We start from the raw sequence: 15,730 nt of genomic DNA, 5'->3' as shown, positions 1-15,730 counted from the left end.
ATAAAGCAAATGGCGCACCCGAAGGGCAAAAATTAAGAATACTTTTGACTTTTGGTTTTTTACTTTTGACTTTTCCAGCCTTGCCATAACGATAATTTTTAACACTGAACTACTTAAACTAATGAAAGGTATTGCAACCGATATTGCATCTATTGTTGGCGAAGAAAATATTGTTCTTTGGGAAAATCTCGCAGCCAGTCAACAAAAATCTATTCAACAGGCGACATCTGCCGTAAATTCCCCTTGTATTGTCTATCCCCACACTCAAACACAACTATCTCAAGTCATGGCCACCGCCCATCAAAATCAGTGGCGAGTCCTGCCTTGTGGGAGTGGTAGTAAACTGAACTGGGGTGGTTTAGCCAAAGGTATTGATATTGTTGTCAGTACAGAACGAATTAACCAACTCATCGAACATGCGGTGGGAGATTTGACTATTACAGTCGAAGCCGGGATGAAATTCGCCCAACTCCAAAGAATTTTGGCAAAATCACGCCAATTTCTTGCCCTTGACCCCACAGACCCAGAAACAGCAACTATTGGTGGTATTGTAGCTACTGGTGATACAGGTTCTCTGCGACAACGTTATGGAAGTGTCCGCGACCAGTTACTTGGTATTACCTTTGTACGTGCGGATGGACAAATTGCCAAAGCTGGTGGACGAGTTGTTAAAAACGTTGCTGGCTATGACTTGATGAAGTTGTTTACTGGGTCTTACGGCACATTAGGAATTATTAGTCAAGTCACTTTTCGCGTGTATCCGATGCAAGAAGTAGCGGGTACTGTGGTGTTAACTGGAACAGCAGAGGCCATATCTCAAGCTGCTTCTATATTGCGAGGTTCAGCGTTAACACCAACCCAAGCTGATTTACTATCTGCACAACTTGTATCTAATTTAGGTTTAGGTACAGGATTAGGATTAATTGCCCGTTTTCAAAGTATTAGTGAAAGTGTCAAAGAACAATCAAACCGCCTTTTGGAAGTCGGTACAAAGTTGGGTTTAAATGGGGCAGTATACGCCGATGCAGATGATACCAATCTATGGCAGAGATTACAAAACCAAATCAAATCTCCTGACACAGATTCGGCAATTACTTGCAAAATAGGAGTGTTACCAAGCGCGGCTGTGGAGATTTTAAATCAAGTGAACATTGGTTTAGTTCATATTAGTAGCGGTTTGGGTTGGCTACAATTAGAGGAGAAAAGTCAAGTTTTAAAATTGCGCGATCGCACTCAAAATCATCAAGGTTTCTTATCTATTTTAACTGCACCTGCAACAGTCAAGCAAAATATTGATGTTTGGGGCAACCTCGGTAACGCTTTGCCCTTGATGCGCCGCATTAAAGCACAATTTGATAGCCAAAATATTTTAAGTCCGGGTCGATTTGTCGGTGGAATTTAACTAACTACCGCCAAGAAAGTCCTGATAAAACTTATTTCATAGTCCAGTATGTTTACTCAGCACTCAGAGGATATTTGGAAAGTCTAAATTATTACTCACCGGGCGATTGGAAATCGCGGCTACACAGACGAAACCCACCTACGTGGGTTTGAAAACCTTGATTTTGTGTTAGTCCACGTAGGTGGACTTTGCTTGTGTAGTAGCGAATTCTATTCGCCCAATACTTTTCTTTCTACTCATAGAGGAAATATGCAAGTTTCAGAAAATTCTGTTAACAATACAGCTAGTATCAAAAATTTACAAGGCTTTGATAATAATCATCCACCTGACCCAAAATTAATTGATACTTGTGTACATTGTGGATTTTGTCTTTCAACCTGTCCTAGTTATCGCGTCATTGGGAAAGAGATGGACTCCCCTAGAGGACGTATATATCTGATGGATGCAATTAATGAAGGTGAAATTGCCCTCAATACAGCCACAGTTGAACATTTTGATAGTTGTTTAGGTTGTCTTGCTTGTGTGTCAACTTGTCCTTCAGGCGTACAATATGACAAATTAATTTCCGCCACCCGTCATCAAGTTGAACGTAATTATTCCCGCAGTTTACCAGATAAACTTATACGTCAATTAATATTTGCTTTATTTCCCAACCCAGATATTTTACGCATTTTACTTGTACCATTATTTGTTTATCAAAAGTTGGGATTTTCTAAATTATTACAAGCAACTGGCATTCTCAAAAATATCTCACCACGATTGGCAGCAATGGAATCAATTCTGCCACAAATCACCGCCAAATCATTTCAAGATAATTTACCAGATATTATTCCCGCTAAAGGTACAAAACGCTATCGAGTCGGCATGATTTTGGGATGTGTGCAACGGCTGTTTTTCTCCCCTGTGAATGAAGCGACAGTGCGAGTATTAACAGCAAATGGTTGTGAAGTTGTGATTCCTAAATCGCAAGGTTGTTGTGCTGCACTTCCTGAACACCAAGGACAAACAGAACAAGCCAAAGCTTTAGCCAGACAAATGATTGATAGTTTCGCTGATACTGATGTAGATTTTGTTATTATCAACGCTGCCGGTTGTGGACATACATTAAAAGAATACGGTCACATTTTAGCTGATGATCCAGAATATCGAGAAAAGGCGGAGAATTTTGCAGCTAAAGTCAAAGATGCACAAGAATTTTTAGCAACTGTTGGCTTAACAGCTAAACTATCACCAATTACAGATAAACCTCTAACTTTGGTTTATCAAGATGCTTGTCATTTATTACATGGACAAAAAATTAGTTTGCAACCGCGTCAATTATTACGTCAAATTCCTGGCGTGACTTTACGAGAACCTTTAGACGCAGCTTTGTGTTGTGGTAGTGCTGGGGTTTATAACCTATTGCAACCAGAAGTCGCAGAGGAATTAGGTAAGCAAAAGGTACAAAATTTATTAAATACTGGTGCTAATTTAATTGCTTCTCCGAATCCTGGTTGTGCTTTACAAATTACCAAGCATTTAGAATTGCAAGGTAAAAATATTGCGGTGATGCACCCAATGGAGTTGTTAGATTATGCAATTCAGGGTTTGCAGTTGAGATTGTGATTTCACCGCCTTGGCGACTAGAATAGTAGGTTGGGTGTAGCGATAGCGTAACCCAACAAAGTATGCGTGAATGTTGGGTTACGTTCCTCCACCCAACCTACATCAGTCTAAGTTGTTGCCTGTTGTCCTAGCCAGTTAACTCTGATTAATTCACGTTCACGAAAAAGACACCATTCAATTAACTGGCGCACAGATGATGGAGTAATAATCGAATCTATTTCCCATTGTGGACAAAGTACGCGAATCCATTTATTACCTGCATCTGGTAGCCCAGGAAATTCTTTACCAAGGATAATTAAATATAGGCTGCTGTAAATGATATTTAACAATAAAATTTTTATTTTCAGAAATTATGTGTAAGACAAAATCAGTTGAATCTGGGTCATCTTTTACATACCAGATAAATCTACGATTATTAATTACAATTTTCCGCCGATTTTTAGTGCTGACAGCCATAAATACTTTAATAATTAACTTACATCATAACAAACGCGATCGCCTAACATCACTAACGGTAAATAGATTATCGTTACTTTTGTTTATGTCTTTTAAATTTACATTTTTGGTTATAAATTCTTAGCTAAAATCCCCAAAAGCTTATATCTTATTAGTTATCCCAATTATTTAAAATTCAGCGCCTAAGACAAAACTTAAAACAACTGATTTGCATAAACAACATCCAGCAAGCAAGACTTAATTTCTCCAAACCAAGGACTTTATCACATGATGTTAAATTCTCGTTCTGCTGGATTTTTTTGGCAAGCAGGTATATTTCTGACAGGATTAATTGGCTGCTTCACCTGCATATCTAACCCCGCATCAGCACAAGTATTAATAGAAGACCCCATCGCTGATTTTTCTTCAGGAGATGCAGGTTCCTTTGCGGGTGCAGTAGTATATGTTACTCCTGGTGCCTATTTATCCACTGTTGCTGCTCAAATAAATCCACCTACAGGTACCTTTTTTGCAGGATTCAATGGTAGCTATACAGTTACAGGAGTTTCATATATAGATCCAATTACTCATATTTCCACACCAAGCATTACACTCCACACAGGAGGGTTATTTGCCCTACCTTATACAACACCAGAAGGTTCTATTCGAGGAGCCATAGTCGAAAGGCTCAGGTATGGTAATTTAACACTGGATGAATTTGCAGCACTTGTCAGGGCGGCTGTAGGTAATGATGGTTTAGATTAGTAAATTCAAATTTTGATGTAATAATTTAGATGTAAAGACGTTGCATTGCAACGTCTTTTTTGAGGTACTAATTATGGAAGAATTATTAAATCTCAAAGAATTGTTGCTTAAAGGTAATATTCCAGAAGCATTAATTGTTGTCGAAGAATTAGAGGAAATGAGCCGCAATGATATTATCAAAACAATTCGGAGTTATGCAGTGATTTTGCTGCTACATCTGATTAAACAACAAGCTGAAAATCGCTCAACTCGTTCTTGGGATGTTTCTATTCGGAATTCAATTCGAGAAATTCAACGAGAAAATAAACGCCGGAAAGCAGGAGGATATTACCTCACCCCGGAAGAATTAAGAGAAACGTTAACCGAAGCTTATTTAAATGCTATTGATCAAGCTTCTTTAGAAGTAGAAGAAGGACGTTATGAACCCGAAGAATTAGAAAAGCTAATTAACAGTGAAGAAATTATTAATTATGGTTTAGATTTAATTTTACCAGGAGAAGCAGATTAATTGGTTAAACAAAGGCTGGATACATTATTAGTAGAGTTAAATTTATGCGCTTCTCGTGCTTTAGCACAAAGACTCATTCAAGCGGGAGAAGTGACTGTTAATCAGCAGATAATTGATAAACCAGGGACAGAAGTAGATATAGCGGCGCAAATCAAAGTCAAAGAACGATCGCGCTTTGTGTCTCGTGGTGGCGATAAACTAGCAAAAGCTTTGGAATTATTTGCGATTCCTACCGATGGAAGAATTTGTTTAGATGGGGGAATTTCTACAGGCGGTTTTACTGACTGTCTGCTGCAAGCTGGAGCCAGCTTAGTTTATGGTATTGATGTTGGTTATGGCCAAGTTGATTGGCGCTTACGAAATGATGCGCGGGTGATTTTGCGAGAACGGACAAATCTACGCCAATTACAGCCCCAACAATTATACGCTGGAGGCGATCGCATTCCCGATTTGGCGGTGGTAGATGTGTCGTTTATTTCCTTAACCAAGATTTTGCCTGCACTGTGGCAATTAACTCAAGCTCCCCGTGAAGCGGTTTTATTAGTCAAGCCACAATTTGAGGTGGGAAAATCCCGTGTTGGCAAAAAAGGTGTAGTACGCGATTCTGACGACCAAGCTGATGCGATTTTTCAGGTATTACAAGCCGCAGATCAATTAGGCTGGAAATACAAAGGCTTAACTTGGTCGCCCATTACAGGCCCGGCTGGGAATGTGGAATATCTTTTATGGTTAGGGATGGAAAGTGAAACACCACCGCCAAATTTAGAGCTAATTAAACAACTGACGAAATCAGCAATAACTGATTTACGGGAGAATTAAACATCGTACATGAGACATTCTAAAGCGTCTGGATGGGTATCACAGAAGCTTTCTAGAGAAGTTTTCCGGTGTTTTGCTTGTTGTTGATGCGCTTTTTCCGCTTGTAATTCTTCAACGATATCCCAAGCTACAGCACAGTTAGGAGAGCCATCGCCATTGGTTTCACAAGTTGAACGAGCTTCGGAGATGGCTTCTAAAATTGCTTGCTCGATGGTTTTAGAGCCATTTTGCTCAGATTGCTGTACGGTATCGAATCTGTCGTAGGTTGCTGTCATGATAAATCTACCTTTGTTTACTGGGATAGAGTGTAGGAGCCAATACTTTCAGTTTAGATAAACTCAAAAAAAATTGCTGTGGGGAACACCCTCTGTTAATAAACTAAATTGATTGGGTTTTCCCTCTTGTCATTTTTGATGCAAAAAGGTAAAAAGCCTGAATTATGGTTAATAAAACATTCTGACTTCTGAATTCTGGATTCTGAATTCTTCCCTTCACCCTTTTATGGTGCATTGTAAATTAGGAATCTAGCGCAATTATCAGCAGAATTTGATACAAGTTGATGAAGGCTGATGAACAGCAACAATTAGGGAAATAATTCTTAGAAATTCTCAATACTTTAAACCTAATTCTTGTTGCAACCGATACAGAATTGTATTTTGGTCAACTTGCGAAAGAATTTCTTGAATTACGGTACTCGCGCCTAATTGTCCCCAAGTGCAGCCTTTTTCGAGATAAACTTGGGCGGCTTTACCAACAGCATAAGCACCATAACCAGCAATTCCCGCTTGAGCGATCGCACTGCCAGCAAAACTAGTAATATTGACTGGATTATCACCACTAGCGATCGCCGCAGTACTTTTACCTAATCCTAATACAAAACTACTGCCTAATTCTCCTAGCAACAAACCGCCAGAACTCATTAAAATCGTTTTGAGAATTTTCCCTGCTTCATAGCTAGTCATCGGTAAACCATACAACCTGGCCAAAGCCCGAATTAAAGCTAAATCAGCCACGGTTCCACCGAGAATATCTAAAACTGCGATCGGATTTAATGCTACTGCTAACGCTTTATATTTAGTAAACTGCCAGATAATTTCTTCTGCTTCTTTTTCACGTAAATCTAGAGTTTTTTGCGCGATTTTTGCTTCCGCGTCCCTGGCTTGAACGAGTGCATTTAACGCTAGAAGTGACCTACCTTCACGATTGAGAATCTTGAGTAATGTTTGCTGGAGTTCGGTAATTTCTGGTGGTAGAGTTTCCCATTCATAACTCACACGTCCATCCGGCCATTCTACCCGCACTTCCATTGGTGCAGGTTCCGCCGCCACCATGACAATTTCATCAGGTAACAAAGGCGGCGCTTGGGGATTTCCTGCGCCCAGTTGTTGTAAATTGCGATAAATTGCGCCTCTGTCTGTATCTGGGTAAAGGTCAATTTTGTTAAACACCAAAATCAACGGTTTTTGCGCCTGACGTAAATCTAGTAACGCTTGATATTCTGTCCGCGTAATATCACCAGAAACTACAAATAAAATTAAATCTGCCTGACGCGCCACTTCCCGCGCCATTTTCGCCCGTGCTTCCCCCGCAATTTCATCTAATCCTGGTGTATCAATTAATTCGACAATAATTTTACCGCCTGGTGGTTGCCATCGCACAGACCTCGGCCATTGAGTCACCCCGTTTAAAGGGCCAGTTTGCAGAATCTTCTCTCCCAGTAAAGCATTTAAGACTGCGGATTTTCCCCGACTCACCAAACCAAACACCGCAATTTTAATTAAATTCGCGTCTAGTTTACTGAGTGTGGCATTTAAAGCGTCTAATTCTGGCTTGACCAAACCTGCCAATTCTGGGTTAGATGATAACTGCCCTGACTTGCGAAGATATCCATACCAAGATAATGCTTGTCGGAGACTAGCACGGGCGCGGTTTAAATGAGTTTCTTCCAGGTTATTACGCACAGCGTTTGCTTGACTTAAGGGTGAAAATAATATGTTTACAGATCAAGGCAGAAGGCAAAAGGGTTGCGAAAATAATTCTTTCCAATACTAAAAAGGTCTCAGGATTGATGAATAACTAATGTATATTTCGAGACGCACAGTGGAAGAAATACAGTGTCATTACTAAGTCCCGTGAATTTAAGTAAGTCTGTATGAAAACATGAACTTAAGTTGGGCAAGGTAAACAATGCTACAATCCGTTTCCTTACTGCCTCCTGCCTCGTTAACAAGAATTCATTATTTCCGGGTTCTTTCATAGATATACCTTAGCGTATAAATTTTCAGTAAAAATTGCATAAAGACCAAAATTTACAGCTAGAAATTGGGGAAATATAAACTCCACGCAAATTGTAAATGTAGTTTTGGTAGAAAGGTTTTGTCATGTACAACCTCAATCAATTCACACTCAGAAATATGTCTGAATGTGGTTTAGCGTTACGCCAGCTAGGGCAGAATGTGACAACAATGGAAGAAGCTGGTAGAGCCATTATTAATTATTTATATGAAAGCTTAGTTGATGACAAAACCCAAAATCAATCTTGCGCTTTGATTAGATTATTCAAAACCCATTCTTATGGTGATTTGACTCCAAAACTACAAGCATCGGCTCGTGAATTGTTGGGTGATGGTGAGATTTTACCTGATTTGAAGTGTTTAACTTTGTTGGCAACGGTTGGTGAGCAGCCAGAATGGAATTCTCGTTATGAATCCCGTGGACACCAAGCAATTCCCTTGGCGAATGAAAATGCGATCGCTAGTATTCCAATGGTTTCACAACTAATTCACCAACTAGGACTCGATCCAGGTACAGTCATCAAGCCTGATCCATCGTTGATGGTTGATATAGAACAGCAGATGTACAACGTCTTTCACATTCCTGATGCGCTCGGTAGTCCCCATATCCCCGCACAACATGAATTTGTGATTCCCTTCAACATTAAATCGGTGGTGGGTTTTGGCGGGATTTTGCCTTCAGGAAATATGTTTGTGGTGATGATGTTTTTAAAAGTGGCAATTTCCCATACAACTGTAGATTTGCTACGTCCCTTAGCATTAAGTGTGAAAACTGCACTACTACCCTTTGATGATGGTAAAACCTTTGTAGATTCTTTACCAGTGACTTCTGTGGGCGATCGCAAAATTGCACAGTTAAATTCTCAAATTGCCACACTCACACAGTTATTAGATGTTTCTGAGCAAGTTACATTCATCCAGTCAGACCGCCTCGAACAAGCAATTACCGACTTACAACAAGCCCTCACTCAACTACAAACAACCCAAACCCAAATAGTTCAAAGCGAAAAAATGTCAGCATTGGGGCAGATGGTAGCCGGAATTGCCCATGAAATCAACAACCCAGTCAACTTTATTCATGGTAATCTCAGCCACCTTGATAGCTACATCCAAGATTTGGTGAGTTTGTTCCAAGACTATCAAACAGAATATCCCGACCCACCAGCCACCCTGCAAGCCAAACTCCAAGCAGCCGATTTACCTTTCCTCATCCAAGATTTAACCAGTATTCTCCAATCAATGCAGGTGGGAACTGAGCGAATTCGCCAGATTGTGCTGTCTCTACGCAATTTTTCTCGTTTGGATGAAGCAGAAATCAAAGAAGTAGAGATTCACGAAGGTCTTGATAGCACTTTGGTACTGTTAAGCCATCGTCTTAAAGCCCAAGGCAAACACCCAGAAATTCAGGTAATTAAGGACTATGGTATTGTGCCTTTAGTTGAGTGCCACGCTGGACAACTGAATCAAGTGTTTATGAATATTTTGGCAAACGCTATTGATGCCCTAGAAGAATCTAATAGAGGGCGATGTTTGTCAGAAATTCAGCAAAACCCGAACCAAATTACCATTCGCACTTCTATGATTGATGCTAACTGGGTGCAAGTTGCGATCGCTGATAATGGAGTTGGGATTGCTGAATGTATTCGCGCTAAACTCTTCGACCCTTTTTTTACTACCAAACCTGTCGGTAAAGGCACAGGATTAGGTTTATCAATTAGCTATCAAATTATCACCGAAAAACTCGGCGGCAAAATTGTATGTCATTCCACCGTTGAACAAGGAACCGAATTTATCATCCAAATTCCTGTACAAACAGAGGAGTCAGAAGTCAGAAGTCGGGTGTAGGAATGGTTGTACGATTGTTTCTCAAATCCTCAATGATTAATCAATATCTCCCCCTTGTCTCCCTTGTCTCCCTTCCCTTGTCTACCTTATCCCCCTTGTTCATATATCAAATAAATCTCATCATTTTTATTCTCTAGCAATCACAATATCGTTAGATTTAATCACTGCATAGGCTTCCTCTCCCGCAACAATACCCAACTCTTCAGCAGATGTTCTCGTAATCATTGAGGTTAGCTCTACTCTGTGAACAATTTCTAGTGTCACCTCACAATTAACAGCTCCAATGACAACTTTTTTCACCACACCCTTGAGAATATTACGGGAGCTAACTTTTAAAGCCTTTTTAGAACTACCAACTTCTACATTAGGTATTTCCGAATTTTCCTGATTTACCTGTGTAGTTGTTTGGGAAGTTGGTATTGAGGCTCGTGATGCTTGGTGTTTATTCAGACCACGCACAAGTTCCCGCAGAATCTCGGTTTTCGTGCGTTGAGAGTCCTGGCAAAACTCTTCGAGAATTTTCCGTTCCTCTTCTGATGTTTGAAATGTGATCCATCCTTGTTCTTTTCTTGGCATAATGTTACCAATTCAGTTGGTAAAGACTGGAATGACGCTCGGTATGATCCTACCAAGCGCCATTAAATTGCAGAAGAATCTATTGCTACACCATTTTTCTATGAAAAGAAGACAAGTTCTTTCCTTTTTTGGCACAGCACTCGCTAGTTTGTTACTTGCTGTTTGTTCAACATTCATTGTACCTTCTGTTGTCACAGCACAGTCGAACGTTACTTTACTTGTTTCTGCTGCTGCTAGTTTAAAAGATGCACTGGAAGAAATTAAACCGGTTTATCAACAAAGTAACCCCAACGTCAACATCAATTATAACTTTGGGGCTTCTGGGGCATTGCAACAACAAATTGAGCAAGGCGCACCAGCAGATATTTTTATTTCCGCCGGAAAAAGGCAAGTAGATGCTTTAGAACAAAAAGGGTTGTTGCTTCCTGGGACACGCTCGGTTTTGGCAAAAAACCGCCTTGTACTAGTTGTACCCAAAAATGTTACAGGCATCACCAGCCTTTACAATCTGAAAGAACCGAAAATCAAGCGCATCGCTATTGGTGAACCCAGAAGCGTTCCGGCTGGTCAATATGCACAGCAAGTTTTACAGAAGTTAAATATTTGGTGGCAAGTAAGCTCTAAACTGGTTTACGCCAACAATGTGCGTCAAGTTTTGGCGGCTGTCGAAAGTGGCAATGCTGATGCCGGGTTAGTATATGCCACCGATGCTAAAATTTCTGACAAAGTAAAAGTAGTTGTGGCGGCTGATGAGAAATACCACTCACCGATAGTTTATCCACTGGCGGTGGTGAAACGCACTAAGAATGCCAGTGCAGCCAAGGAATTTAGCCAATTTTTATCCAGCAGTCAAGCTAAGGGGATACTCAAAAAATACGGCTTCATCCTGCCTTAAAAAAGGAAGTCGGGAATAAAATTCGGGTGCGTTATACTTCCGCCATAACGCACCGCCAAATTATGATGGTACGTTAGGCGATTTATTTTGTGATAAAGTAGGTCGGAATCTGCGCTTAACGTACCCTAAAATCCAAAGTTTACTTGATAAACCATCTCTAAACCCTAATAAATACACTGCAAGTACAGTTAGCGAAGAGAAGTTAATCTCCAAAACCACAAAATCATTCTTGTGAAGCTCGTTTGCGGAATAAACCCGTCATAGTTACGCCAGTAATCAATAAGCCAACTAACCCTAAGCCGTTCAAAAGTGGGTAAATTTTTTCTAAATGAATGATTTCTAAGGTATGCAAGCCTAAAAGGAATTGACCTATCTCGTCTTGGTGTAACAATTCATGGGCTATGGTATAACCCATACCCGTTAATACAGTTAAAAATAAAGGCAAGCACAGAATAATGGCTATCTGACGATGATAGCGGCGAAACATGCGATTCATAAACTGTTTTTGAACAAGGTAAGTTTTAAGGTATCAGTTTTGCCATTGTTTAATACCGAAGTTTTATTAAAAATTTTTAACTTTGCGCTTTTATAGAGTTTAACTCTCAATTAACGAGCGATCGCATTTTCCTTTGATCCCAAGACAGTCAAATACAAAAGTTAAAAAAGTTAGATTTTTATGTATGCTGGATAGCCGAGTATGATAGCTATACATTTTTGGCAGTTATTATGGAACGCGCTATCTCCATACTGGGAATATTAGTCTTTATTGGCATCTCTTATGCTTTATCTGTAGAACGTCAAGCAGTTCGTTGGCGCACAGTAGCTTGGGGTTTGGGATTAGAGTTTATTTTTGCGTTGCTAATTTTAAAAACACCTTGGGGTTTAAATATATTTAAATCTTTGGGAGATATTATCAGTAATTTTCTAGCTTTTTCTGATGTTGGTGCAAAATTTGTCTTTGGTGAAAATTTTAAAGACCATTTATTTGCTTTTCAAGTACTGCCAACTATTATCTTTTTCTCTGCTTTTATTAGTGTTTTGTATTACTACGGAATTTTACAGCGAGTCGTCAATATACTTGCCTGGATAATGATTAAAACGATGAAAACATCAGGTTCAGAATCGTTATCTTGTGCAGGTAATATTTTTTTAGGGCCGACAGAAGCTGCGCTGATGGTTAAACCATATATAGGCAGTATGACTTTATCCGAACTCCATGCTGTGATGACAGGTGGTTTTGCCACAATTGCTGGTGGAGTTTTAGGTGCGTATCTTTCCTTTGGTATTCCCGCAGAACATTTAATTGCAGCTTTTTTTATGACTGCGCCTACATCATTAGTTGTATCAAAATTAATGTACCCGGAAACCGAAGTTTCTCAAACAGCAGGACAAGCCAAAATTGATGTCGAAACCAACTATGTTAACGTCATTGATGCGGCTACAACAGGCGCTATTGATGGCGTAAAATTAGCTGTGAATGTAGGGGTAATGATTATTGCTTTTTTAGGATTACTTGCGGCTTTAAATGCTTTACTGGGTTGGTTTGGTTCGCTTGTAAATTTGCCGCAATTATCCTTACAGTTGATATTATCTTTTGTGATGGCTCCTGTAGCATGGTTGATGGGTGTACCGTGGAAGGATTGTCAACAAGTCGGGGCGCTATTAGGAACAAAAACAATTTTAAATGAATTTATTGCTTTCTTAGATTTAAAACAGCTAATTCAAGACGGCAAAATTTCTCAACGTGCCGTAATTATTGCGACTTACGCATTATGCAACTTTGCCAATATCGGCTCAATTGGCATTACAATTGGTGGACTGACAGGTATGGCTCCTCACCGCCAACATGACTTAGCTCGCTTGGGCGTGAGGACAATGATTGGCGGATTATTAGCAGGTTTTATTACTGCTTGTATTGCGGGAGTATTAGTTTGAAAAATGACTGACATAAGGCAAAAGTAAAAAGTAAAAAGGCAAAAATAAGTTATAAATCTATGCTTATTTATATCAGTTTTGTATTACTATGGTGATAAACATTATCTCTATTTTTATTAACTTTTTTGCTCTCGAAATAACCTAGTTTCCAATTGTTTGGCTGTTTTAAATCGTTAATATGTCCCTGCAAAATCAACCAAAGCGCAATACGAGTATTTAAATATCCTCTAAGAACGCGCTCTTTGGGTTTTGGGTAAATTCCAGGAATGACAAAACCACTCACATTTAACAGTTGTCCGCAGTAAGTTTTATCTCCTGGTAATGTGAGAGTAAAAAAACCATCATTTTTATAACCATTGGGAATAATAAATGTCCCATATACATTATGTTGTCCCCGCCAAGGTGTCACCACTAAATCTACAGGATGAGCATAATATTTTTCTGGTGGGTAATTACTAGAATATTTCCACTTATCACAACTAACCAACGGTGAAACATCAGTGAATAAACAAAAGCTAACAATAGCAGCTAAGGTAAGAAAAAATATTAAATAAAAGAATTGATATCTTCGCACTGTTGGGATACTTAGACTATTTGTTGCTGTTCTATTTTAGCAATTGGGGCAAAGGTAGCGATCGCACACATCACAGTCTGTAATGCTTCTTACTACCCAATTGGTACTTAAAGTCCGTGGACTTAAAAGCATCATTTCATTTTTAATGATGACTATGACAGCATCTAACGAAAAAGATATTAGAAAACAATTTGGTGAACGTCTCCGTTACCTACGAAGTATTCGTAAACTTTCCCAAGAAGACTTGGCACACTTATGTGGCTTAGATAGAAGCTATATCGGAGGTGTTGAGCGTGGGGAAAGGAACGTTAGCCTTCTAAATATTAAGAAAATTGCGGATGCTTTGTGTATTTCACCGAGAGAGTTTTTTGATGAATAGCATTCCACAGAATATACGCCTTAAGGAATTAGTAATAGTTGCTAACTTAAACAAACCTTTTTTTGATGATTTTATCAGTTTCTTGCAAATGCAAGGGTATACAGCACTCTATGAATTTGTGCTTGAGAAAGATGCAAGTAAGGCCAAAAAGATTATCGAGAAATATTTAGACCGCAAAGTTTAAGTTATAAAAATCACCCTCCTGTAATTTGGGAGGGTGATATCTTGTAGTTTTGCAAATTGAGAGAAACTAAAACAAAATGCTTAGTAAAGTGTTACTCCTTGGTTTAAAGCATTTAAAAAACTTGCATAGTCATATTCAACTTGAGTTGCATAGTCTACAGCAAAGTTGACAATTTCGTTTTTAAATGCAGCTTTGTTACCACTGACAATATGAGTTACTTCTTTATCCACGCTATAGGGAACGATCGCATCATTATAATCCTTATCAGAAATAGCATGGTTTTTAGCTACAATTTTCCCTGCATATCCCATCGCATCCATGAATTTTGTTTTGGTGGTAAGCAAGGTATAGTCAAAGTCTTCCTGGTAAGGCGACTTTTCATGCAGCATAAAGAAGAGATTGTTTACAGTAGTATAGCCCACTAAAGGATCAGTGTTAGCCAACATTGCTTTTGCGGCAATTGTTACCCTTGCGCCTTCATGACTACTATATACAGAACTTGGTAATAAACCTGGAACCGCAATTGCTACTGCACTGCTGGTTTCTTGCTTCATTTCTAAAATGCGATCGTCATCCGTTGCAGAACTAGGGCCTTCAATTAGCAAGTAATATCTATATCTACCAAGACTACCAGTTCCTGAGCCTAATTTTAACCGAATATCTTTGAGATTGTAATAACTATTGCTGTATCGCTTACTGCTAGGAATAGAAGCTACATAACTACTCATCGCAGCACTAATACTAGAATAGGTGCTGCTAGATAAAGTTTGCAGTTCAGAGGTTGTCTGAAAAACGCGATTACCACTGCTATTTATCAGCGTATACTTGTTTAATAAACTAGAGCGACTTTTACTCGCAGCCTGTTGAATTAAATCTTTCACAACGTCGTTTGTATTACCAGAGTCTAAACGGTAAGATAATTCATCATTAGTTCCCTTAAAGTCGCTCATTTTGTTGAGATAATTATCTAGAAAATTCCGTACAACATCCTGAGCATCAGCAGAACTAAGGCCATTTTCTTTAGCTGCTAAAAGAATCGAAACCGCCATACGTCGTAAGTCCCAAACGTAGGGGCCAAGATAGCCTTCATCAAAATCGGTAGTATCAAAAACATTGTTATCATTACTATCTCTCATTCCCCCAAGATTCTGCATGTGCATATCACCTTCTAACCAAATAGCTGAGGTGGAAGAATTAACAAATGCTGAACTAGGTAATGTCTGCATATCATGATAAAAGATATGAGCAGTTCCGCGATAAAAGGCGAAAGGACTAGCCGACATTTTCTGCATTTTTGTGGCTAATTCTTGAGGTAGTTGAGTTGCAAATTGATGGTTGTATTGGTAGATTTCAGTTTCTAACCAACTTTGACGAGGATTTGCCGCATTAGCCGTAGATGCAAACCCTAAAGTTACAATTACCAAAACGACAATTGTCTGTATTACTTTAAACATAAACTTGCCTGAGACTTGTAAATCAATTTATATTAGCTAGATTACCTTAAAGTCTTACTA

Annotated in this window: 17 protein-coding genes; 10 read left to right on the top strand and 7 right to left on the bottom strand. The window is 39.2% G+C overall.

Features of this window, described 5'->3' with window-relative positions:
* The first annotated feature begins 121 nt into the window (after positions 1-121).
* Complete coding sequence (locus H6G28_RS05670) at positions 122-1,402, top strand: FAD-binding oxidoreductase (protein WP_190669538.1); 1,281 nt, start codon at positions 122-124, stop codon at positions 1,400-1,402.
* Between the two features lie 249 nt (positions 1,403-1,651).
* On the top strand, positions 1,652-3,007 hold the full coding sequence (locus tag H6G28_RS05665; RefSeq protein ID WP_190669535.1) for a (Fe-S)-binding protein: 1,356 nt from the start codon (positions 1,652-1,654) through the stop codon (positions 3,005-3,007).
* 107 nt (positions 3,008-3,114) lie between these two features.
* Here H6G28_RS05665 and H6G28_RS05660 read toward each other — a convergent pair whose 3' ends face one another.
* Positions 3,115-3,336: a hypothetical protein gene (locus tag H6G28_RS05660; RefSeq protein WP_190669534.1), complete on the bottom strand. Its 222-nt coding sequence runs from the start codon at positions 3,334-3,336 to the stop codon at positions 3,115-3,117.
* 394 nt (positions 3,337-3,730) lie between these two features.
* Between H6G28_RS05660 and H6G28_RS05655 the strand changes: the two genes are divergently transcribed.
* The 3 genes from H6G28_RS05655 (at position 3,731) to H6G28_RS05645 (ending at position 5,534) form a co-directional block, all read left to right on the top strand.
* Positions 3,731-4,207 (top strand): hypothetical protein, encoded by a 477-nt coding sequence (locus H6G28_RS05655; protein WP_190669532.1) that lies wholly within the window; start codon positions 3,731-3,733, stop codon positions 4,205-4,207.
* Between the two features lie 73 nt (positions 4,208-4,280).
* Positions 4,281-4,715, top strand: coding sequence for a DUF29 family protein (locus tag H6G28_RS05650; RefSeq protein ID WP_190589551.1), 435 nt, complete (start codon positions 4,281-4,283; stop codon positions 4,713-4,715).
* Positions 4,716-5,534 carry a TlyA family RNA methyltransferase gene (locus H6G28_RS05645; RefSeq protein ID WP_190669530.1) on the top strand — a complete coding sequence of 273 codons (819 nt, stop codon included), beginning with the start codon at positions 4,716-4,718 and terminating at the stop codon, positions 5,532-5,534.
* On the opposite strand, the gene H6G28_RS05640 is transcribed toward H6G28_RS05645, so the two are convergent.
* Together H6G28_RS05640 and H6G28_RS05635 are read right to left on the bottom strand one after the other, a co-directional pair.
* The gene (locus tag H6G28_RS05640; protein ID WP_190669528.1) at positions 5,531-5,809 is read right to left on the bottom strand and encodes a Calvin cycle protein CP12; all 279 of its coding nucleotides are present in this window, start codon (positions 5,807-5,809) and stop codon (positions 5,531-5,533) included. The genes H6G28_RS05645 and H6G28_RS05640 overlap by 4 nt on opposite strands.
* A gap of 333 nt (positions 5,810-6,142) precedes the next feature.
* Positions 6,143-7,495 carry a DUF697 domain-containing protein gene (locus tag H6G28_RS05635; RefSeq protein WP_190669526.1) on the bottom strand — a complete coding sequence of 451 codons (1,353 nt, stop codon included), beginning with the start codon at positions 7,493-7,495 and terminating at the stop codon, positions 6,143-6,145.
* Between the two features lie 420 nt (positions 7,496-7,915).
* On the opposite strand from H6G28_RS05635, the gene H6G28_RS05630 reads away from it, so the two are divergent.
* Positions 7,916-9,673 (top strand): sensor histidine kinase, encoded by a 1,758-nt coding sequence (locus H6G28_RS05630; RefSeq protein WP_190669525.1) that lies wholly within the window; start codon positions 7,916-7,918, stop codon positions 9,671-9,673.
* 126 nt (positions 9,674-9,799) lie between these two features.
* Here the strand turns inward: H6G28_RS05630 and H6G28_RS05625 are convergent, their stop codons facing one another.
* Positions 9,800-10,249 (bottom strand): TOBE domain-containing protein, encoded by a 450-nt coding sequence (locus tag H6G28_RS05625; protein WP_190669523.1) that lies wholly within the window; start codon positions 10,247-10,249, stop codon positions 9,800-9,802.
* Positions 10,250-10,349: 100 nt separating this feature from the next.
* On the opposite strand from H6G28_RS05625, the gene modA reads away from it, so the two are divergent.
* A complete protein-coding gene (gene modA, locus H6G28_RS05620; RefSeq protein ID WP_190669521.1) occupies positions 10,350-11,144 on the top strand; it encodes a molybdate ABC transporter substrate-binding protein in 795 nt (264 codons plus the stop codon).
* A gap of 223 nt (positions 11,145-11,367) precedes the next feature.
* Here modA and H6G28_RS05615 read toward each other — a convergent pair whose 3' ends face one another.
* Entirely contained in the window at positions 11,368-11,640 is a 273-nt protein-coding gene (locus H6G28_RS05615; protein WP_190669519.1) for a peptidase, read from the bottom strand.
* A 230-nt stretch (positions 11,641-11,870) separates the two neighbouring features.
* Between H6G28_RS05615 and H6G28_RS05610 the strand changes: the two genes are divergently transcribed.
* Positions 11,871-13,079, top strand: coding sequence for a NupC/NupG family nucleoside CNT transporter (locus H6G28_RS05610; protein ID WP_190669517.1), 1,209 nt, complete (start codon positions 11,871-11,873; stop codon positions 13,077-13,079).
* Positions 13,080-13,146: 67 nt separating this feature from the next.
* Here the strand turns inward: H6G28_RS05610 and H6G28_RS05605 are convergent, their stop codons facing one another.
* Positions 13,147-13,653, bottom strand: coding sequence for a hypothetical protein (locus tag H6G28_RS05605; RefSeq protein ID WP_190669515.1), 507 nt, complete (start codon positions 13,651-13,653; stop codon positions 13,147-13,149).
* A 154-nt stretch (positions 13,654-13,807) separates the two neighbouring features.
* Between H6G28_RS05605 and H6G28_RS05600 the strand changes: the two genes are divergently transcribed.
* Together H6G28_RS05600 and H6G28_RS05595 are read left to right on the top strand one after the other, a co-directional pair.
* A complete protein-coding gene (locus tag H6G28_RS05600; protein ID WP_190589703.1) occupies positions 13,808-14,032 on the top strand; it encodes a helix-turn-helix domain-containing protein in 225 nt (74 codons plus the stop codon).
* The gene (locus H6G28_RS05595) at positions 14,025-14,216 is read left to right on the top strand and encodes a hypothetical protein (protein ID WP_190589561.1); all 192 of its coding nucleotides are present in this window, start codon (positions 14,025-14,027) and stop codon (positions 14,214-14,216) included. The genes H6G28_RS05600 and H6G28_RS05595 overlap by 8 nt, the downstream gene beginning before the upstream one ends.
* A gap of 80 nt (positions 14,217-14,296) precedes the next feature.
* Here H6G28_RS05595 and H6G28_RS05590 read toward each other — a convergent pair whose 3' ends face one another.
* Complete coding sequence (locus H6G28_RS05590) at positions 14,297-15,670, bottom strand: DUF2252 domain-containing protein (protein ID WP_190669513.1); 1,374 nt, start codon at positions 15,668-15,670, stop codon at positions 14,297-14,299.
* Between the last annotated feature and the right edge of the window lie 60 nt (positions 15,671-15,730).

It is taken from the genome of Nostoc sp. FACHB-190 (assembly GCF_014696905.1).
Lineage (GTDB): Bacteria > Cyanobacteriota > Cyanobacteriia > Cyanobacteriales > Nostocaceae > Nostoc_B.
Note: the sequence above shows the minus strand (reverse complement) of the source record. Positions and strands in the feature narration are given on the sequence as shown.